Annotated in this window: 21 protein-coding genes and 1 tRNA gene; 7 read left to right on the top strand and 15 right to left on the bottom strand. The window is 57.2% G+C overall.

The features are described from left to right. Window positions 1–158: 158 nt before the first annotated feature. Complete coding sequence (locus ACWNZ1_RS28700) at window positions 159–668, bottom strand: GNAT family N-acetyltransferase (protein ID WP_265072277.1); 510 nt, start codon at window positions 666–668, stop codon at window positions 159–161. Between the two features lie 248 nt (window positions 669–916). On the opposite strand from ACWNZ1_RS28700, the gene ACWNZ1_RS28705 reads away from it, so the two are divergent. After that, window positions 917–1,336: a hypothetical protein gene (locus ACWNZ1_RS28705; protein ID WP_256453518.1), complete on the top strand. Its 420-nt coding sequence runs from the start codon at window positions 917–919 to the stop codon at window positions 1,334–1,336. Window positions 1,337–1,375: 39 nt separating this feature from the next. On the opposite strand, the gene dapF is transcribed toward ACWNZ1_RS28705, so the two are convergent. Continuing rightward, window positions 1,376–2,182 carry a diaminopimelate epimerase gene (gene dapF, locus ACWNZ1_RS28710; protein ID WP_456028015.1) on the bottom strand — a complete coding sequence of 269 codons (807 nt, stop codon included), beginning with the start codon at window positions 2,180–2,182 and terminating at the stop codon, window positions 1,376–1,378. A gap of 135 nt (window positions 2,183–2,317) precedes the next feature. Beyond that, window positions 2,318–3,481: a PDZ domain-containing protein gene (locus tag ACWNZ1_RS28715; protein WP_256453520.1), complete on the bottom strand. Its 1,164-nt coding sequence runs from the start codon at window positions 3,479–3,481 to the stop codon at window positions 2,318–2,320. Window positions 3,482–3,996: 515 nt separating this feature from the next. Between ACWNZ1_RS28715 and ACWNZ1_RS28720 the strand changes: the two genes are divergently transcribed. After that, a complete protein-coding gene (locus tag ACWNZ1_RS28720) occupies window positions 3,997–4,416 on the top strand; it encodes a S1C family serine protease (protein WP_158296373.1) in 420 nt (139 codons plus the stop codon). Between the two features lie 31 nt (window positions 4,417–4,447). Here the strand turns inward: ACWNZ1_RS28720 and ACWNZ1_RS28725 are convergent, their stop codons facing one another. Next, on the bottom strand, window positions 4,448–5,263 hold the full coding sequence (locus tag ACWNZ1_RS28725) for a helix-turn-helix domain-containing protein (protein WP_135846413.1): 816 nt from the start codon (window positions 5,261–5,263) through the stop codon (window positions 4,448–4,450). 117 nt (window positions 5,264–5,380) lie between these two features. Between ACWNZ1_RS28725 and ACWNZ1_RS28730 the strand changes: the two genes are divergently transcribed. Then, window positions 5,381–5,707 (top strand): DUF2834 domain-containing protein, encoded by a 327-nt coding sequence (locus ACWNZ1_RS28730; protein WP_135846414.1) that lies wholly within the window; start codon window positions 5,381–5,383, stop codon window positions 5,705–5,707. A 51-nt stretch (window positions 5,708–5,758) separates the two neighbouring features. Here ACWNZ1_RS28730 and ACWNZ1_RS28735 read toward each other — a convergent pair whose 3' ends face one another. The 4 genes from ACWNZ1_RS28735 to ACWNZ1_RS28750 all read right to left on the bottom strand — a co-directional run bounded on the left by ACWNZ1_RS28735 (window position 5,759) and on the right by ACWNZ1_RS28750 (window position 8,305). Beyond that, the gene (locus tag ACWNZ1_RS28735) at window positions 5,759–6,160 is read right to left on the bottom strand and encodes a PaaI family thioesterase (protein WP_057452097.1); all 402 of its coding nucleotides are present in this window, start codon (window positions 6,158–6,160) and stop codon (window positions 5,759–5,761) included. 92 nt (window positions 6,161–6,252) lie between these two features. Then, complete coding sequence (locus tag ACWNZ1_RS28740; RefSeq protein WP_135846416.1) at window positions 6,253–6,816, bottom strand: GNAT family N-acetyltransferase; 564 nt, start codon at window positions 6,814–6,816, stop codon at window positions 6,253–6,255. 45 nt (window positions 6,817–6,861) lie between these two features. Beyond that, the gene (locus ACWNZ1_RS28745; protein WP_456028016.1) at window positions 6,862–7,443 is read right to left on the bottom strand and encodes a hypothetical protein; all 582 of its coding nucleotides are present in this window, start codon (window positions 7,441–7,443) and stop codon (window positions 6,862–6,864) included. Window positions 7,444–7,675: 232 nt separating this feature from the next. Then, window positions 7,676–8,305 (bottom strand): hypothetical protein, encoded by a 630-nt coding sequence (locus ACWNZ1_RS28750; protein WP_135846418.1) that lies wholly within the window; start codon window positions 8,303–8,305, stop codon window positions 7,676–7,678. Between the two features lie 188 nt (window positions 8,306–8,493). Here ACWNZ1_RS28750 and ACWNZ1_RS28755 point away from each other — a divergent pair, with 188 nt between their 5' ends. After that, window positions 8,494–8,976 (top strand): GNAT family N-acetyltransferase, encoded by a 483-nt coding sequence (locus ACWNZ1_RS28755; protein WP_456028017.1) that lies wholly within the window; start codon window positions 8,494–8,496, stop codon window positions 8,974–8,976. 18 nt (window positions 8,977–8,994) lie between these two features. Here ACWNZ1_RS28755 and ACWNZ1_RS28760 read toward each other — a convergent pair whose 3' ends face one another. The 4 genes from ACWNZ1_RS28760 to ACWNZ1_RS28775 all read right to left on the bottom strand — a co-directional run bounded on the left by ACWNZ1_RS28760 (window position 8,995) and on the right by ACWNZ1_RS28775 (window position 11,622). Further along, complete coding sequence (locus ACWNZ1_RS28760) at window positions 8,995–9,222, bottom strand: integrase (protein WP_003204158.1); 228 nt, start codon at window positions 9,220–9,222, stop codon at window positions 8,995–8,997. Between the two features lie 197 nt (window positions 9,223–9,419). Next, complete coding sequence (locus ACWNZ1_RS28765; RefSeq protein WP_256453524.1) at window positions 9,420–9,908, bottom strand: nuclear transport factor 2 family protein; 489 nt, start codon at window positions 9,906–9,908, stop codon at window positions 9,420–9,422. A gap of 206 nt (window positions 9,909–10,114) precedes the next feature. Continuing rightward, the gene (locus ACWNZ1_RS28770) at window positions 10,115–11,317 is read right to left on the bottom strand and encodes an MFS transporter (protein ID WP_456028018.1); all 1,203 of its coding nucleotides are present in this window, start codon (window positions 11,315–11,317) and stop codon (window positions 10,115–10,117) included. 215 nt (window positions 11,318–11,532) lie between these two features. Beyond that, window positions 11,533–11,622 (bottom strand) — tRNA-Ser (locus tag ACWNZ1_RS28775). A gap of 308 nt (window positions 11,623–11,930) precedes the next feature. Here ACWNZ1_RS28775 and ACWNZ1_RS28780 point away from each other — a divergent pair. The 3 genes from ACWNZ1_RS28780 (at window position 11,931) to ACWNZ1_RS28790 (ending at window position 14,722) form a co-directional block, all read left to right on the top strand. Next, a complete protein-coding gene (locus ACWNZ1_RS28780; RefSeq protein WP_135846422.1) occupies window positions 11,931–12,620 on the top strand; it encodes a crotonase/enoyl-CoA hydratase family protein in 690 nt (229 codons plus the stop codon). 271 nt (window positions 12,621–12,891) lie between these two features. Next, a complete protein-coding gene (locus tag ACWNZ1_RS28785) occupies window positions 12,892–13,614 on the top strand; it encodes a 1-acylglycerol-3-phosphate O-acyltransferase (RefSeq protein ID WP_256453526.1) in 723 nt (240 codons plus the stop codon). Between the two features lie 136 nt (window positions 13,615–13,750). Continuing rightward, a complete protein-coding gene (locus ACWNZ1_RS28790) occupies window positions 13,751–14,722 on the top strand; it encodes a magnesium and cobalt transport protein CorA (protein WP_135846424.1) in 972 nt (323 codons plus the stop codon). A gap of 26 nt (window positions 14,723–14,748) precedes the next feature. On the opposite strand, the gene ACWNZ1_RS28795 is transcribed toward ACWNZ1_RS28790, so the two are convergent. The 3 genes from ACWNZ1_RS28795 to ACWNZ1_RS28805 form a co-directional block, all read right to left on the bottom strand. Next, window positions 14,749–15,483 carry an amidotransferase gene (locus ACWNZ1_RS28795; protein ID WP_456028019.1) on the bottom strand — a complete coding sequence of 245 codons (735 nt, stop codon included), beginning with the start codon at window positions 15,481–15,483 and terminating at the stop codon, window positions 14,749–14,751. 87 nt (window positions 15,484–15,570) lie between these two features. Continuing rightward, window positions 15,571–17,715, bottom strand: coding sequence for a 3-hydroxyacyl-CoA dehydrogenase NAD-binding domain-containing protein (locus tag ACWNZ1_RS28800; RefSeq protein ID WP_456028020.1), 2,145 nt, complete (start codon window positions 17,713–17,715; stop codon window positions 15,571–15,573). A gap of 25 nt (window positions 17,716–17,740) precedes the next feature. Then, window positions 17,741–18,946, bottom strand: coding sequence for an acetyl-CoA C-acetyltransferase (locus ACWNZ1_RS28805; protein ID WP_456028021.1), 1,206 nt, complete (start codon window positions 18,944–18,946; stop codon window positions 17,741–17,743). Between the last annotated feature and the right edge of the window lie 22 nt (window positions 18,947–18,968).

Here is an 18,968-nt window from a genome sequence, read left to right on the forward strand (position 1 = left end):
GCACAAACCTGGACATATGCCGTATCCCCACGACGGGCACCTTACGGCTGCCGAATGTCGCGGTGAACCCATAAGTCGCCCGGTAGGAAGAAGAGTCGACGTGGTCCAGCGCTTCTCCCTTACCCAATCGCTCCCACAACATTTTGATGACCTGAACGTCAGGTTTTCAATAGCGTACATGTACTCAGAGAATCCAGCGCGCGACTCATATGAATGAGCGCTGTCCTTCGATTGTCCGCAGAAATTCGCTCCTCGATAGCAAAGGGTAAGAAACCCAGCTTTGGATACAGCAGCAAACCCGCCGTATTTTCATTGAAGCAAGATATCTGCACCTGCGTGGCGTTATAGCGATCAAACGCCAGGGCCGTCATCGTTTCCACGAGGAAGGTCGCAACACCTTTACCTCGTGCCTCTTGGGCAACGATGACATTGCCGATACAGCAAATTCCGCCCGTTTCGGCCCGATAGAAGTTGGCAAAGCCCACAACGCGGCCTTCCGTCTCCACGACCGTCGAGTCGAATCGTTGAGTGATGGCGTTGGAGAGTTGAGCCTCAGTCAGAGGGTATTGAGCTTTCGGGAACATATAAAACAGTTCCTGAGCATTGAGCGGAAAGCTGCAGATGGTTTTGATGTCATCAGCCTTCACTGGCCTGTGTCGCAATATCATCGCGGGTCCTTGAGTTCTATGCGTCCGGCATTCTAGCGCACCTGGACTGGCTCAAACATCTGACCCGATCACGGCTTCTGGCCGATCCGCTCATGCCCCCTGGCGCTTGCGGCAACGCTTTGCCCATCTCGGCAAGCGCGTGCCTCCCAGCCATTGCGGCGACGGGGTCAATGCCCCGTTAAAGATAGGCCTAAGCCAATGGCCCGGCTTTTGCTCTGCTTCTCGGCTACCCACCAAGGAGTACCAACATGATAGGAAGCACCTTACGTTCGCTGCCGTACGTGGATAACCTCAGAAAGGCTTTGGAGAGTGGCACAGCGACGGCCGGCAGAATTCAGGTCGCAAACGCAACGCCGGAAATCCAGGCCCGGCTCGACGAAAACTTTCGCGATACACAACGGACTCTTGAACAACTGGCAGCCAGCTCTAAAGCTGGTTCCAGTTGGACGACACTCGACGAGAAAAGCAACGCTGTCGACCTGCCCAATGTGGAAACCCTCAGCAACAGCGACGCCTCCCAAGTACTGAACAGTCTTCAACACTTGATCGACATCGGACGCCTGGAGGGGAAAACCATTAACGCTAAAAATGGCGACCAGGCGACTGACAGCGCTGCGGTCTACCAGCAATGGCTACTGGCGCGTGTGGGCGTGGATGCATACGCGTAGGCCGATTGGGATCGGCCTCTGTTTGTCACGCTGTTGCTGTTAATAGCTGTCTGCGGTCATCCCCGAAAAACTTACCTCCACCGGCCCAATGAGGAAGACCGCACCCACGCCATCCCATCGAACCATCACACTTCCGCCATCACACTCAACCTCAACGCAACTGTCCAGCAAGCCACGCCGTATCCCGTTAACAGCAGCACCGCACGAGCAGGAACCCGAACCGAGCGCAATACCAGCGCCACGCTCCCAAATGCGCAACCGGATGTGCTTGCGGTTAATAACCTGGACGAAATGTACGTTGGTCTTGAGTGGAAAAAGGGGATTGCTTTCGATTGCTGGTCCGATCGTCGCGATATCAACGACGGCCAAGTCATCCACAAAATAGGTGCAGTGCGGATTTCCCATGCTGCACGCTGCCGGGCTGCCCGCAAGTGGCAGAACAGCGGTGTCCAGTTCCCGCGCCAAGGGAATGTCTCGCCAGTTGAAAAGCGGTTGCCCCATGTCGACAGAAATTTCCCCGGTTGAGGTCCGCTCGCAGGTGAGCAGACCACGGTGGGTGCGCAGCGTTATCGACGTCACATTTGATTCACGCATAAGCATGTCCGCAGCACCTCGAGTCGCGCTGCCACAGACATCCAGCGTAGAACCATCTGCATTCCAGAACATCACGCGGGCACCCGCATCGTCGCAATCGAGCAGCACGGCGAGTTGATTGAAGCCGACGCCCCGGTGGCGATCCCCCATGCGCCGGGCCATGGCACTGGTCACCGGGCAATCTGAGTGTCGCGAATCGACGATAACAAAGTCATCGCCATTGGCATGCATTTTTTGAAAGTTCAGCGGCATGCAAACGCTCTACTGGAAATAGAAACGAAATTCCCGTCCCGCACATACAGCATGATTCGATTGAGTAGAGGTTCCATGCATTCTTCCTTGATCGCTACTGACGATTAGGCAACAGCCCCTGTTCACGATGACGGCTCAAGGCCAGTCAATGACCACCGCTTTTGGGTCTCCCTGGCGCATCTGGGCCAGTTCAGCATCCGCTTTGGCTTGCGTCGCGTGACAGAACTCGAAAGCGTTCTGAGTCTTACCGGTCGGTCCCTTGGCCTCGGCCATGCACACCACGGCGCTCGGTGCACAAACAGCGCTGTTAAGTTTGAAATCTCCCCAAACGCCGGGCTGTTGCTGTTTCACTTTAGCGATGTAGCTCTTGAGTGAGGGCTGCATGTCGTTCGCTGCCCCGGTGATTAACTTGACCGGGCTGACGGTAGCACCGTAAGTGTGCTGAGTGGCCAGCACTGCAGTGCAATACATAGCACCGACTGCAGACGCGGCCGCGACACCATTGGCCGTCACTGTCGGCGTCACCGATACTTGAGTCCCTCCAGCCCCGACCACAACAGGAATGATGCTAAACGCGTTAGCTCGCCATACCTTCAGATTCACCCGCGAGCCGATTGAAGCTTTTGCAACGGCCACCCTGAAATCGATTGAATCGGCGATAGGCCGATCATCAACGGCCACGATCACATCCTGAGGCAATAGTCCGGCCTGTTGAGCACCGCTACCCGGAACAGTTGCCAGCACCACAACGCCTGCGGGGGGAAATGACAAGGCCATCGCCCGCTGCGGATCGATGGTGTCGATGTTCGCGCCGATCTTACCGCGAGGTAAATTGGCAAGCTGGCAACCTTTTTCAAGCCATACCTGGCTGGCCGCTTCTTTTCGAGCCGTGCCGACCTGCTTCAATATCGGCTCAGCACTCCCCTGGTACATCGGCACCTCACTAAGGGACATCTCAATGTACTCACACGATTTGGAACGATACCGGTCAGGTGTTTCCCGGGTCACCAGCTTTTGCAGGTCAATGGGGGGCAGCCCTTGGGGCGCGGCAACAGTGGAGGTCGCGGGAGAAACACTGGCAGAGTCCGCACTCGCCACCGAGGAGAGCACATAGGCACCGGCCGCTACGCCTACGGCAGTTGTCATTACGCTGGTGTCCACTCCAGCCGGCATGGGAAGGAACATCGCACCGATCACCGCAGCCTCACCGAGACCGCCATCAGAGGCACAGCCAGTCAGGCCGGTGAGCGACAGTGCAACGGCAAGCCGGGTGCTTGATTTGAAGGCAGTAGCAAACATTTCGCTTCTCAATGCTTAATTTGAGTTGATCGTCCCGCATCATGGCGAAGTGCCTTCAGGTTGTATATCGAATGAACGTCTGGTGGGATGCCGCTCGTCCAATCACCGCAGCAATGCGGTGCCTGGTTTGACGTTGGACAGCATGATGGCCAAATAGTACCTTGCATGGACTCGCTTAAACGCCACGACATCAGGGAAGTCCTATGCCGACAAAACGCCTTGCCGGAACGCTTGCTCTCTTCCCTCTTCTGGCGTCTTGCGTCAATCCCATGTACAGCTCAGCGGAGCGAGCCGAAACAGCGGAATACCTGCGCAAGGTCAGAGACCCGGCGACCTACTACGCCATGGATTGTGAAACGTTCCTGGCAACCAAACGAGGGTGGGAGCAATATCCGAGCATGGCGGCCGACCCCGTCAACCTTGTGATTCAACAGGTAGCCACGCAACGCGACTGCTCAGCCGGAAGCGCTCCCGCACCAAGCGTTGCTACAGTCCCCCCGACTACCGTGACGTCAGTGGCAACGCCTGTACCCACGGCGAACCAGACGGGGACGTTGGGCCTGCACATCACCGCCGTTACACCGACGGTGGCTCGGCAATTCGGCTTACCCACCGTCAGCGGTGTATTGGTCTTGGGGCCAGTGCCGGGAAGTGGTGCTGAAAAGGCAGGTATGTTGGCTGGCGATATCGTTTTGCAAGTTGCCGGGACTTCGGTCAATAGCCCAGCCGAACTGACCGCCGTCACCCGCCGCATTCGACCTGGTTTCACGGCGCCGCTGAAGGTGTGGCGTTACCGGGCAACCATCGACGTGCTGGTGGAAATAGGTGGCTCATCGGACGTGGCACAATCGGTAGCACCTGCGCCTCCGGCAGCCGTCGCGCCGAAATCGGGGCCCTCCCTGGCCATCGCGTGGCGTCCTTTGGCGGGTAAATAACTACCCGGCTGACCTCCATGGACAGTACGGTTCAGGTGTTCTCGTTTTGCGTCCGCTCGTAGGCATTGGTCATGACCTCCCAGGTCTTCGCATCAGCAGGAATCAGATGCTCAATGCGCAATGAGCTCATTGTGATATCGAGCGGCATGCCGAATGTGGTGAACGTTGACATGAACTTCAGCTCGCCATGGGGAGAGTTGATTCGCGTCAGCAACAATGGCAGCAGTTCTTCAGCCAGCGTTGAAAGGCTGTTCGGAACCGGCAGGCTCTTCAGAATCTCAGCCAGTGTGGAGTTGCTCGAAGCTTCTCGAGTTGCCCGTTGCCAGGCCACTGATCTTATTTCCTCCGCATTGCACAAATGGTCGCCCAAGCCGCCCGGTTGTAAGAGTGTCACTAAGAGGTTCAGCCCTTCTGCCGCGTCTTTGGCAAGGCCCACCAAATCGAACAAAACGCCAGTGCTGGCGTTGGCTGCAAGAACCTCCCAGTGACTGCCCAAAACAATCGCCGGAGCTGGATTGTTGGCGTGAAGTACATGATGAATGGCATCACGTACCACTTCCATTGACGACGATGTGAGCGGCGTCGTTTCGTAGCGAGGGGCATAGCCACTAGCGAGGAAGATGTCGTTGCATCGCTCCAAGGGAGCATCCAGGGCCGTCAGCAAGTTATGTAGAGTGCCAGGGCCTGGCTTGGCGCGCCCCGTCTCGATGCAACTGAGATGACGCTGAGATATCCCAGCTATCAGCGCGCAGTCCAGCTGACTTAATCCGGCTTGTTGGCGCAAATGACGCAGTTGCGCGCCAGCAGAAATTGGCGGCGTAGTTCGAGAAAAAGGTCGACTGCTCATGCGTTGACTCTGGCATTGCGGGTGGGCGGCGTCCATGACCTCAGAGGTCATTGAAACCATGACTGTCATATCACTAGCCTACCTCTACCGATCGATGATCTTGCCCAAGGAGGTAGAGTGAAGAAACCTTACATTGCACTTGTCACGCTGCTGCTTTTTTCCCTGTACACGACGAGCACTTTGTTTCTCGCCGAGCAATCGCTCCTGGCGTTCGGCATCAGGCTCATGTCTAGCCCAGACACCGCGCAGGTCGTCATCGACCTTTATCTGCTCGCTTGCATGGCGTGCATCTGGATGTACAGAGACTCACGCGCGAAAGGCAGGTCGTTCGTCTCGGTGCTGCCTTACTTGCTGATCACCGTGATCTTCGTATCGATCGGCCCGCTGCTGTACATCGTCATTAATGGATTTGCACACAAGCCGTTGGCGACAACCACTGAGTGAGACATCGAAAATTGCACCGTTCGCTCTTACGGCAAAAAACGTATCAGCGCTTTAGCTGAGCACCAGAAAAGATGCACTGGCTCGAACCACGCGCTCCTCTCCAGCGCTGATATAAGTATTGGCAAATACCAATCGACTACCGGTTTTTTGAATATCTACGGCAGCCTCCAACCAATCGCCGATCTTGGCGGAGCCAGCGAAATCAGTAGTCATCGTGGTCGTCACGAGCTTAAGAGGAGGATCTTTCGAGAAAGCTGCGCTGTAGCCTAGTGCGATATCAGCCAGCGCCATGAACAATCCTCCGTGAGCGAGTCCACGCGCATTGGTGTGTTTCTCCTCCACCCGAATCCCAACGGTAAAACCTTCGGAGTTTTCCCGATAATAAAAGGGACCCAGCAGGTCAAGGAAAGGGCTGCTACGAAATAACGGTTTGAAATCCTGTGGGATATCCATTTCACATTCCTTTACCCGTTAACCCGACAGAGTTCCTGGCGACGACCGTGGTAACTTGTCGTTCACCGATGAATTGACCCATTTGGCTCTGCTCAATTCGACCCCAGCGCGGCCTTTTTCTCAAGCCAATTCCCACGCGTCATTTCCCAGATATCCTTAAGCAACGGCCCACAAACAAACTCCCCCTGCTGCGTCGCAATCATGCGCATGCCTTCATGTTCCGAAACCCTGCGCGAAGCATGGTTGCCCACCGCCTTGGGCACTTGCATGACGGGACGTTCCAGCGTTTCAAACCAATAGGCGTTGATCACTTCGCAGGCCTCGCGCATGTAGCCTTTGCCCTGCCATTGAGGCGCCAGCCAGAAACCACGGTTGTTGCCTGGCTGGTCGTACAGGCTGATGCTGCCGATGCTGTGTGCAGGATCTTCGGCAAGGCGGATCATCCAATGCCATTCGCGCCCCATCGCAATGGCAGGGAGCGCGTGGTCGCGAACGTAAGTCAGCGCGCCGTCATCCGGGTAAGGCCAGGGCACGCGGCTGTCCAGGTAACGGACCACTTCCCAGAGGGGAAACAACCGTTGAATCGCCGGTGCATCCGTCAGCTCCAAAGGCGTGAGGATGAGGCGACGGGTGTGCAAGGTGGGGAGGGTTTCCATCATGAAGCTCCTTTTCAAACGTTATGGCGTCCTTGGCAAACAACGCTAAAAGTTATCCGTCACCTTGCACAGTTTGCTTTCCTTCAAGGGTGCAGGGGAAAACGCGCCCGTCCCCACGGGCGTTTGTTGAAGCGTCACACCGCACTTATAAAGCCCTGCGGCGTCCAGTTGGTAATCCACGCCAGCCTTAGGGACAAAGCTGAACATGTTGTAGCAGCGAGCACCAATGTAATGAAAGGCGATGGGTTTCCCGGCGGGCACCAACAGCTCAGTCATAACCGTGGAAGATGGGCGCTCGCTGGTCGCCGGCATGCCCAGGCTTTCTCTGTTGCGATTGGCGTAGCCATCCCGGAACGCCACCATGACGCCAGCGCCCGGCAGGCGGAAGTCGACGCAATCGGACTTGGGCACGCCCCTGACCATGCCATCGCTGATGACCCGCAAGCGTGCGGTCTCGCCACCGTCAGGCGTTGAATAGGGCGTGGAGAATGAGCGGACATCCGTCAACGCGCCACATCCGCTGAGCAGGGCCAGGACACTGATGCTCAAGGCGGGCAGCACGCAAGACGACACGTTGCGCGAGCAGGTGTTAACTCGAAAGTTGAGGGCGCGCGGCGATTGGCTCACGATGATGCTCCATGCGGGTCAGATATCCAGGGGGCAAGACGATCAAGAAAGTCGTGATGTCAGCGCGGGATTTTATAGAGGGTTCGAAGGCTCGCTGCAATGCCTGTCCTGACCTGGGGCAGTTACCGGTCAATGGATGGGAGAGCCGGCTTATAAACGCCCACACAAACATCGCCGACCCCGACCTCAACAGTCCACGAGCCGTTTTTATGCAAACTGTTCCGGGTAACGCCTAGCCTGGAATATGAGTGTTCGTGCCATCGAACCTCTTGTATTTCCAGCTGAATCCGTCTCGCTGCACAGGCGCGAAACTTTTAAACCAATCCACCCAATTACTCGCCGAAGGCATCCACCAGCCCTTGACGGTATTACCCCAGTGAGCGAGTCCCAGCTCGGAAACCAGGTAGTGGCTATGGCTCACACAGTTCTGGTACTGGGTTTTGGCACTAGGAAGATTGGGCCAGAAGGCATCGTAGGAGGTCTTGGTTTTCTTTAGCTTGGCTTCAAGCTGCCGATACTTTTTCACGAAAGCTTTATTCACACCGATGTAATAGACATAGGTGGTCGCGCTTCCCGTGGCGCGAGCCCAATCGGTTGAGCCAAGAGCACCTGTATCGAATACCCACCCGTCGTCACTGATACCCGTCAGGGTGATGTTTCTGCCGTCGACGAGAAAGGTCGTGGCATGCCCATCTTCGACAAGCTTGCCCAGTGTTTTTTTCCAAGAGCCAAGACTGAAAGGGCTGAAGCCTTTTCCTACGCCGCTCCAGGTAAGTATTGAATAACAGATCCCGAAAATCCCTGCTGCTCCGGGGATTGTCTCTAAACCGGCTACCAACTCAGTTCCTTTCTTGTTCGCCATTCCATGACTCCCTGGACACCGTGCAATAAGTACCGATGAGGTCCTGCTGATCAGAAAAGACTAGGACAGGGTGAGTAATGGCGCCAGGCCATAGAGCTAGAGGGGACAAGCTAGGTATTTCGACGCCATGAGCTGGTATCGTCAAGTTATCTATACTGGCTTCCCGGACGAAAACCAGAGCGTGAATAATGCCCCTCACCTGCCATCAAAATCCGCCCATCATTTTGGTCCCAGCTCAACAAAGCGACTCGGACGATCTGGTGGACATTCGAATCGAGGCCATGCGCGAAAGCCTGGAGCGCGTGGGGCGATTTGATCCCCTGCGCGCGCACGAGCGGTTTCTTAGTGGTTTCGAACCTCGCTACACACGCTACATCGAACTGCAGGGAAAGAGGGTTGGGTTCGTTGTAGTCAAGCCTCTCAACAATGAGTTCTTGCTTGACCATTTGTATGTAAGACCAAGCGCACAAGGATCAGGAATAGGCGCTGCTGTTCTCAATCATATTTTCAAAGAAGCGGATGCAGCCGCGCTCCCGATAAGGGTTGGCGCCCTTAAAGAAAGTGCCTCGAATCGCTTTTACGTCCGCCACGGTTTCCAATTCGTCGAAAGCAGTGAGTTCGACAATTATTATGTCTGGCAGAGCGCTTGCGCGGCTGGCCCGACTCGCTAGCTGGCTAATCGACGCAAGTCAACGCAGGATCAACACCGCAGCGACTGCAATCACGGCCACCACACCGAAGACCATTCGCGCGATCCAGGGCGCGGTGAGCCAGACGCCAGTCACCCCGGCTATCTGGCCCACGTTCTTCTCGGTCAAACGGAAACTCGGCTCCCGGAAAGGGTTGCCGCAATGCGGACAGGCATAGGCCTTGTCGGAAATTCGGGAAGCGCATTCGGGGCAATCGATCAGGCTCATTGTGCAATCTCAGGGCGAGTGGAATTTGGGTTTACAAAAGACTACCCGTTTCCGGTTTTTGTTCTGGATCAAGCTTAGCTTTTTAGATTCCGCTGTACGGAAACGCGAACGGCCTCATGGAAAATCCATAGCTGTTCACGCCCGCCCCCCATTCCCCTTTGCACCACGCTAGGTCTGCTCCTGAAAATACCCTCCTATTACTGCGCAGGTTTTACGCGATGCATAAGGTCGTTCAACACATAGGTGTCCAGAAAGGCCTTTACCTGCGTGATCTGGCCGTCCTTGAATGTCATGTGCCACAAGTAGGTGTTGTTGTAGGGTTGGTGATCCAATGCGGTTGCTTCACCGCTCCACAGAACGACCACAACGTCCTCCTCGGCAACAATGCTTTGGACAGTGGGAGAAATCGCGGTCGCCAGCCGAGCCGTGATGGGTCGTACGGCCTGCTCCAGCAAGTCTTTTTTGCTGTTATACACACCCGATACGGGGCTTGATCCGGTCACGGTCCATATGGCGTTGGGCGCCAGCAGATCGAACACAGTGCCTTTGCCTTGCTGCCAGTTGGTGAACGCTTGGCGCACCCTATGCGCATTGGCGTCCTGAGTCATCGTTTCCGAAGCCCAGACCGGGCTCGTTGAAAGTACCCAGTACAGGGCGACAGTCTGAAGGCGCAAAGTCGAACTCATCCGTATGGTCATGATGTTGCCTCATAACAATGCAGTTGATAGGAAGCTCTTGAAGAGGAACCTTAGCGGCATGCACTTGAATGCTGTTGCTCGATACTGTTGCGAATTTGCCTGATGCTGTCTGGCGAAAAGTTCTGACGCGACTAGAGGGTACGAGTCGCACGAAATACCAACCTTCAACGAGGCACTTTATTCGTAGGTTTGCTTCATTCCGAGAGAGATACTGGTTTCCAGAATCGCCCAGCCAGCCAGCGACTTACACTCAAGGCCCAGGCAAGCAAAGCGATCAATCCGACACCCAGCAGCATCCCATTCACGCCCATGCTGCTGATGAGCCTGCCGGCGATAAAGGGAAACCCGAATACGCCAATAAAATAGGAGAGACTGAAAAGCAGGAGTGCCTGTGCGGTCAGTCCAGGTGGCGCCTCGTTGGCCGCCAAGCCATTAATGACCGAATAGTTGAGACCATAACCGATCCCAAGTATGGCAGCGGTCAACCCATAACTCAGACTGTCATGGACCCACACACCGAACCCCGTCACGGCGATCAACATCAGAGTGGTCAATAGACAGGAAGTCGCGAAGGGGTCACGACTGACGACCCACCCGGCAATCAACAACCGACAAGCGATAGCCGCCCCCATGAAACCGACGAAAAACAGGGAGTAGTCAAGCCCCTGGCTCGCTGCATAACTTGTCTGGAAACTGCCCAGGCCGCCGAAAATCGCGCCCCCTAGACCCACCATCAAAATGGACAACGCTGAACGTGAGCGTAGAACATCCGTCGCCGATCTCAGCCCCATCCGAAGCTTGTCGCCAGACCGGCGCTCCAACTCGGCGAAGCCAGTTCTCAACCACCAAAAATACAAACCACCCAGCAACGCCGAGACCGCAGCACAGAAGAAAGCCGTCTGAATGGGCAGTCCTGCATAGCTTGCCAACTTGCCTGTGAGAGGGCCGCTGCCGATCCCCGTCAACATGCTCCCAGACAAAAGCGCGAAGCAATGAGTCCGCCTGGCTGGCTCGACCATCGCGGCCACCATGATGGGCCCAACCGTGTAAAACAGCCCCCATCCAATCCCCAGCATCAATCCACAAGCCAACAAGGCGATGCCAAGACCCGACAGCAGAGCAAACCCCATTGATGAAATGACCAGAAATACGGCGCCAAGGGCCATGCACGGTGCCGCGCCTACGCGCTGCATCAAATGCCCAGAGCCGACTACAGCTACCAAGGTACTCGTCATGGCAACGGCAAAGACTTGTCCTGCATCGCGCTCAGTTCCCCCTAGGGAGGACACTAGCAGCGAGACCAGGAAGGTGACGCCGTAAGAAATGGACAGAAGAAAACTGGCTACGCAAAACAGGCCGAATCGATGGGAGGGCCTGCCGTTGGAGAGCGCTGGCATCGGTGTTTTTCCAGGCGTTGAACAGGCCTTTTTGTAGCACGGCTAAACGTGGGGATAGTCATTGCGATGGTGGAGTCAAGGTTAGGAAATTCGCACCTTTTGCGCTGAGGGCGTATCACCTGGGCGCCATTGCCCATATCGTCATTTTTCAGACGGCAGAAACCACAAAGCCCCTGATTTTCTTGGAAAACCAGGGGCTTTATGTATATCGAATGTGGCGGTGAAGGAGAGATTCGAACTCTCGATACAGTTTCCTGTATACACACTTTCCAGGCGTGCTCCTTAAGCCACTCGGACACTTCACCGTATCTCGACAAACTGTTCAGTCTGTCGAGGCGCGCTAATGTAGTCGAAAGCTTTTCCGATGGCAAAGGTTTTTTTCAGAATTTTCATGCGGTTAAGCTTGGTCAGGCATTTTAAACGCACCTGGGCAGGGCAAACCGGCCAATCTTCGGGGCTGTGCAGGCGCAGCTCTATAGATGAAGGCTTGGCGGGATGGGCGGGCCAGGCTGTTTGCGGGGCTTGGGGCTGACCGGTGAGTCAGTCACGGCGCTTTACCTGGCCTGCGACGGTGGGTAACGTCTGCGTCACTTCTCTTACAAGGAATAGCGTCATGAGCGACCTGATTGCCTACCATCTCGAAGACGGTATCGCGACCCTGACCTTGAACAACGGCAAGGTCAATGCCATTTCGCCGGATGTGATCGCCGCGTTCAACGCTGCTCTGGACCAGGCGACAGCGGATCGGGCGGTGGTGATCATTACCGGGCAGCCGGGGATTCTGTCGGGCGGTTACGATCTGAAGGTGATGACCGCCGGCCCTAAGGAAGCGGTGAGTCTGGTCACGGCCGGCTCGACCCTGGCGCGTCGTCTGTTGTCGCACCCCTTCCCTGTCGTGGTCGCGTGCCCGGGGCATGCGGTGGCCAAGGGCGCGTTCCTGCTGCTGTCGGCGGACTACCGCATTGGTGTGGACGGGCCGTTCAGCATTGGCCTGAATGAGGTACAGATCGGTATGACCATGCACCACGCGGGTATTGAGCTGGCCCGTGATCGTCTGCGCAAGTCGGCGTTTCATCGCTCGGTGATCAATGCCGAGATGTTCAACCCGCAGAGTGCGGTAGATGCTGGCTTCCTCGACAAGGTGGTGTCGGTCGAGGAGCTGCAGGGTGCGGCGTTGGAGGCGGCGCGTCAGTTGAAGAAAATCAACATGACGGCCCACAAGAATACCAAGCTGAAAGTCCGCAAGGCGCTGTTGGATACACTGGACAGTGCGATTCTGCTGGATCAGGAGCACATGGGCTGACGCTCCCTGGTCACTCAAGGCTTACACGGGTCACCGTGGCGAGGGAGCAAGCTCCCTCGCCACGGTGTAGTGACCTTCCTTAAGCCCTTAGCGTTGGGCATTTTTCCTACGTGCGTCGTTTAAAAGCCCGCAACCGCTCTAGGCCGCTTCTGTCGCGTTATTTGGAAACATGCGCTTAAACATCGTCCATTTCCTACCTCTATAGGGACAATTGCCGAAAACAGTGCACATCCGTACACTGCGCCACCTTTTGTCCCGATGGGGCCTGTAGATGCTGTTTGTATTGCGTATGTTGTTGATGGGCCTGCATTTTGTCCTGGCTGGCGTACTCGGGGTGATTTTGGGGCTGTGCCGGCCGTTCAATCCAGACAACAGCCGTTTATGCGCAAGGTTGTACGCATTGCCGGCCATGTGCATTTTGCGCCTGCGGGTCCGGACGCAGGTCGACACGCTGGTGGATAAGCCCAACGGCTGTGTGATCATCGCCAACCACCAATCCAACTATGACCTATTCATGTTCGGTAACGTGGTGCCGCGCCGTACCGTGTGCATCGGCAAGAAGAGCCTGAAATGGGTGCCGCTGTTCGGGCAATTGTTCTGGCTGGCGGGCAACGTATTGATCGACCGCGGCAACGCGATCAAGGCGCGACAGTCGATGCTGACCACCACCCATACCTTGCAGAACGAGGACACCTCTATCTGGGTATTCCCGGAGGGCACGCGCAATCTTGGCAAGGATCTGCTGCCGTTCAAGAAAGGCGCCTTTCAGATGGCGATTGCTGCGGGAGTGCCAATTATCCCGGTGTGCGTCAGCAGCTATATCAAGCACATGCGCCTCAATCGCTGGCGCAGCGGTGACATCCTCATACGTTCATTGCCGGCAATTCCTACGGTGGGACTGAGCATGGATGACATGCCCAGGCTCATGGCCCAATGCCGCGAGCAGATGCGCGAGTGCATCGCGACAATGGATCGGCAGTTGCAAGCCGCTTGAATGGAAAACCCGCCCCACGGCGGGTTTTCTTTTGCCGTCGAACTACGCAGATTTTGCTGACTCTCAAGCAACAGGGCGCGCTAAGCTGAACGCTGCCTGCCACTGCCATTTTCACAATAAGAAGTGAACCACCATTATGGGTAGAGTCGTTGCTGCTGCGGTTTACAGCGCCGGAAAAAAAGTCACCGATATCACCCTCGACGAAGGCAGCGCCTGGGCTGCCAAGCCTGGTCATTTTGTCTGGATCGGTCTTGAAGAGCCCAGCGCCCTGGAGCTGACCAACCTGCAGCGTCAGTTCAATTTGCATGAGCTGGCGATCGAAGATGCAATGGAAAAGCACAGCCGCCCCAAGCTGGAGACCTTTGGCGATGCGTTGTTTATCGTCACGTATTCGCCGATACGCAAGGACGGCAAGCTGCTGTTTATCGAAACCCATATCTTTGCCGGTAAGGGCTACATCATCACCGCCCGTAACGGTCACTCAGCTTCCTACGCCCACGTCCGACAACGCTGTGAGGCGCGTCCTCTTTTGCTGAAACACGGGGAGGACTTCGTACTCTACGCCATCCTTGATTTCGTGATTGAAAACTACCAGCCCATGGGTGAAGCGATTCATGCCGAGATCGATGAGCTGGAGCACAACGTAATGTGCAGCTCCCTGAACGAGCGGGACATCCAGAACCTGCACAGTTTGCGCCGCGACGTATTGCGCCTGCGCCGTTATGCGGCGCCGATGGTGGAGATCAGCGAAGAGTTGCAGAGACTGGACTTCCCCTTCATCGACAAAAATATGAGTCCATATTTCCGTGACGTGCAGATTCATGTCACGCGGCAAATGGAAGACCTGACAACCCTGGCCGACATCGCCAGCCAGACCATCGAAGTCGGTGTGTTGCTCGAAGCGTCACGCCAGAGCGTGGTGCAACGCAAGTTCGCGGCCTGGGCGGCGATCCTCGCATTTCCCACGGCAGTGGCCGGGATCTATGGGATGAACTTCCAGGATATGCCGGAATTGAGCTGGCAATATGGGTATTTCGCGGTGCTTGGGGTTATCGCGGTGGGATGCTCGTCGTTGTGGTGGAGTTTCAAGCGTTCGGGCTGGTTGTAGGCGAGCTCCCACATTAGTAATGATCTTTAGCCTTGGGTGGCTTCGGCCTGCGGCTTGTGAGCGACGAACCGCATCATCCACTCCGCCACCGTCGTACCGTGGTGCTCATGGGCCAGGCTCGCCACGCCCTGGCTATAGATCTGCTCGCCGAGGTGTTGCTGGCGAATCTCCAGCAAGGCGCGGGAATAATCGTGGATGAATTCCGGGTGGCCCTGGAAACACAGCACCTGATCGTTGATGTGATAGGCGGCGAACGGGCAAAAATCGCTGGAAGCGATGACCGTGGCGTTCTCGGGCAATTGGGTGACCTGGTCCTGATGACTGATCAACAGGGTGAGTTCTTCCATCACTGGGCTCATCCACGGCGCCTTGGCCGCGAGTTTGTAGCGATGGGTGCCGACACCCCAGCCCTGGGTAGCGCGCTCGGTCTTGCCGCCCAGCAACAGCGCCAACAGTTGATGACCGAAGCACACGCCCAGCAACTTGTCACCCCGCTGGTAGCGGTCCAGCAAGTAAGTCTTGAGCGTTTGAATCCACGGATCGGTACCGAAAGAATCAGCCTTGCTACCGGTCACGAGATAGGCGTCGAACTGTTCATCATCACTGGGGTAGTGGCCTTCCATCACGTTGTACACAGTGAACTCGGCCGCCACAGGTTGGCGTGAAAACAGGCGCTGGAACATCTGCCCGTAACCCTGATATTGATCGACCAGTTCCGGACGCAGGATATCGGTTTCCAAAATGCAGATGCGTAGCGACATAAAAAATACCTGACACGATGATGGGAATATTGCACACCCCAAAGCCTGCCCTGAACACGGTCCCAAGGCAAGCCCCTCACCAGGTAGTCAGAACAGTTCCTGCCTGGCTGCTTTTTCCAGCAACAAGGTCGGCGGTGAGAAACGCTCGCCGTATTGCTCGGCCAAATACTGCGCTCGCGCGACAAAATCCCGCAGACCGTACTGGTTGATGAACTGCAACGCACCGCCAGTCCAGGCCGCGAAACCAATGCCGAGGATCGATCCAACGTTGGCATCGGCCGTCGAGGTAAGCACCCCCTCCTCTACGCAACGCACGGTTTCCAAGGCTTGGATAAACAGCAGCCGATCACGGATATCCTGCGACGAAATCTGCCCGTCGGCTTTCTCGAAACGGCTTTTGAGCTGCGGCCAAAGGTACCTTTTCCCGTTGGCCGGGTATTCATAGAAGCCAGCGCCGGCGGCCTTGCCCGGCCGCTTGTATTCGTTGAGCAGCAAGTCAATCACAGCGAACGCTGGGTGCTCAATCGGCGTTTTCCCTTCAGCGTGCAGGTCCGTGGCGGTTTGCGCGCGGATATGGCTCATCAGGTTGAGGGAAACTTCGTCAGAGATCGCCAACGGCCCGACCGGCATCCCGGCCTTGCGCGCTTCGGTCTCGATCATCGGGGCGCTCACGCCCTCGCCGAGCATGGCGATACCTTCATTGATAAAGGTGCCGAAGACCCGGGATGTGAAGAAACCGCGACTGTCGTTGACCACAATCGGTGTCTTGTTGATTTGCAGGACGAAATCAAAACCTCGAGCCAAGGTTTCATCGCTGGTGCGGGCGCCCTTGATGATTTCTACCAAGGGCATTTTTTCCACGGGGCTGAAAAAATGCAGGCCGATGAACTTCGCCGGGACCGGCACCGCCATGGCCAGGCCGGTGATGGGCAAGGTCGAGGTGTTGGAGGCGATCACCGTGTCATCGCCCGCCACGGCTCGGGCAGCGGCTGATACCTTGGCTTTCAGGGCACGGTCTTCAAACACCGCTTCGATGATCAGATCGCAACCGGCCAGGTCAGCATCGCTGGCCGTGGCATGGATCCGCTCCAGGGTGGCTTCGCGCTGTTCGGCGGTGAGTTGGCCGCGAGCGACCTTCTTGTCCAGCAGCACCGCCGAACGGGCCTTGCCCTTCTCAGCGGCGCTCAGGTCGACATCCTTGAGCACCACTTCAATGCCGGCCAAGGCGCTGACGTGGGCAATGCCGGCCCCCATCATGCCTGCACCAAGCACGCCGACTTTCTTTGTCAGATAGGGCGCAAAACCCTGTGGGCGCGAGCCGCCCGCCTTGATCTCGTTGAGCTGGAACCAGAAGGTGCCGATCAGGTTCTTGGCCACCTGGCCGGTGACCAGCTCGGTGAAATAGCGGGTTTCAATCAGATGGGCGGTGGCGAAATCCACCTGGGCGCCTTCCACTGCGGCGCAGAGAATTTTCTCCGGTGCCGGCAGGCAACCCTGGGTCTTGCTACGCAGGATCGAGGGCGCAATCGCCAGCATTTGCGCGAGTTTCGGGTCCGACGGCGTGCCACCCGGAATCCGATAGCCCTTCGCATCCCACGGCTGGACCACGCCGGGGTTGGCGAGAATCCAGGCCCGGGCTTTGGCCAGTAACGCGTCGCGATCCTTCGCCAGTTCTTCGATCAAGCCCGCCTGCAGCGCCTGTTGCGGGCCGACCTTCTTACCCTCGAGCAGATACGGCAAGGCCTTTTCCAAACCGAGCAGACGCACCATCCGTACCACCCCGCCGCCACCCGGTAACAGGCCAAGGGTGACTTCCGGCAGGCCGATCTGCACCGACGGATGATCCAGCGCCACGCGATGATGGCAGGCCAGGCAGATCTCCCAGCCGCCTCCGAGGGCCGCGCCGTTGATGGCCGCCACCACGGGCCTGCCCAGGGTTTCCAGGGCGCGCAGTTGCGCCTTGAGGCCCAGCACCATTTCGTAGAAAGCCTGGGCCTGGGGCTTGCCGACCTTGACCAGTTCATTGAGGTCACCGCCAGCGAAAAAGGTTTTCTTGGCCGAGGTGATGATCACCCCGGCAATCGAGTCTTTTTCGGCGATCAAACGGGCGACGCAGGCGGCCATGGCCTCGCGGTACACAGCATTCATGGTATTGGCGCTCTGCCCCGGCATGTCCAGGGTCAGGACGACGATCCGGTCCGGGCCGGTTTCGTAACGGATGGCATCGGTCATCAAAAGTGTTCCTTGAAGTCGTGGCTCAGAGGCGCTCGATAACGGTGGCAATGCCCATGCCGCCGCCGACACACAGGGTCGCCAGGCCATAGCGCAAGCGCCGCACCTCCAACTCATCGAGCAAAGTGCCGAGGATTGCGCACCCCGTGGCGCCCAAGGGATGGCCCAGGGCGATGGAGCCGCCGTTGACGTTGACCTTGGCGGGGTCGATGGCCATGTCCTTGATGAACTTGAGCACCACCGAGGCGAAGGCTTCATTGACTTCGAACAGGTCGATGTCCTCCACCCGCAGCCCGGCCTTGGCCAGGGCCTTGCGGGTAGCCGGTGCCGGGCCGGTGAGCATGATCGTCGGGTCGGTGCTGGTGACGGCCGTGGCGACAATCCGCGCCCGGGGTTGCAGGCCCATCGCACGCCCCTTGGCTTGGGAACCGATCAGCATCAACGCCGCACCATCGACGATGCCAGAGCTGTTGCCCGGCGTGTGTACATGGTTGATCCGCTCGACATGGCTATAGATCCGCAACGCCGTCGCGTCGAAACCCATTTGCCCCATGACTTCGAAACTCGGTTTGAGCTTGCCCAGGCCTTCGAGCGTAGAGTCGGCACGGATGAATTCGTCGTGGTCCAGCAGCACGATGCCATTTTGGTCCCGCACCGCTACCAGGGATTTGTCGAAAGAACCGTCAGCCCGGGCACGTGTGGCTTTTTGTTGCGAGTTCAGCGCATAGGCATCGACATCTTCGCGGCTGAAGCCCTCCAGGGTGGCAATCAGGTCGGCGCCCACGCCTTGAGAAATGAAATGACCGTGCAGGTTCGATTGCGGGTCCAGGGCCCAGGCGCCACCATCGCTGCCCATAGGCACCCGGGACATGGATTCGACGCCACCGGCAACCACCAGGTCTTCGAACCCGGAACGCACTTTCATGGCGGCCAGGTTCACCGCCTCCAGGCCCGATGCGCAGAACCGGTTGAGTTGCATACCCGCGACCCTGACATCCCAGTCGGCCACCAGGGCGGCGGTCTTGGCGATATCGGCGCCCTGCTCACCCACCGGTGTCACGCAACCGAGCACAATGTCGTCGACCTGACTGGTGTCCAGGCTCATGCGCTGCTGCAAGGCACTGAGCAGGCCGCCCATCAGGTTCACCGGTTTCACACTGTGCAAGGCGCCGTCGGCCTTGCCCTTGCCGCGAGGCGTACGCAATGCGTCGAAAATCAAAGCTTCGGTCATGACATCCTCAAACCACGGGGAT

Source organism: Pseudomonas sp. CFBP 5748, from assembly GCF_053850495.1.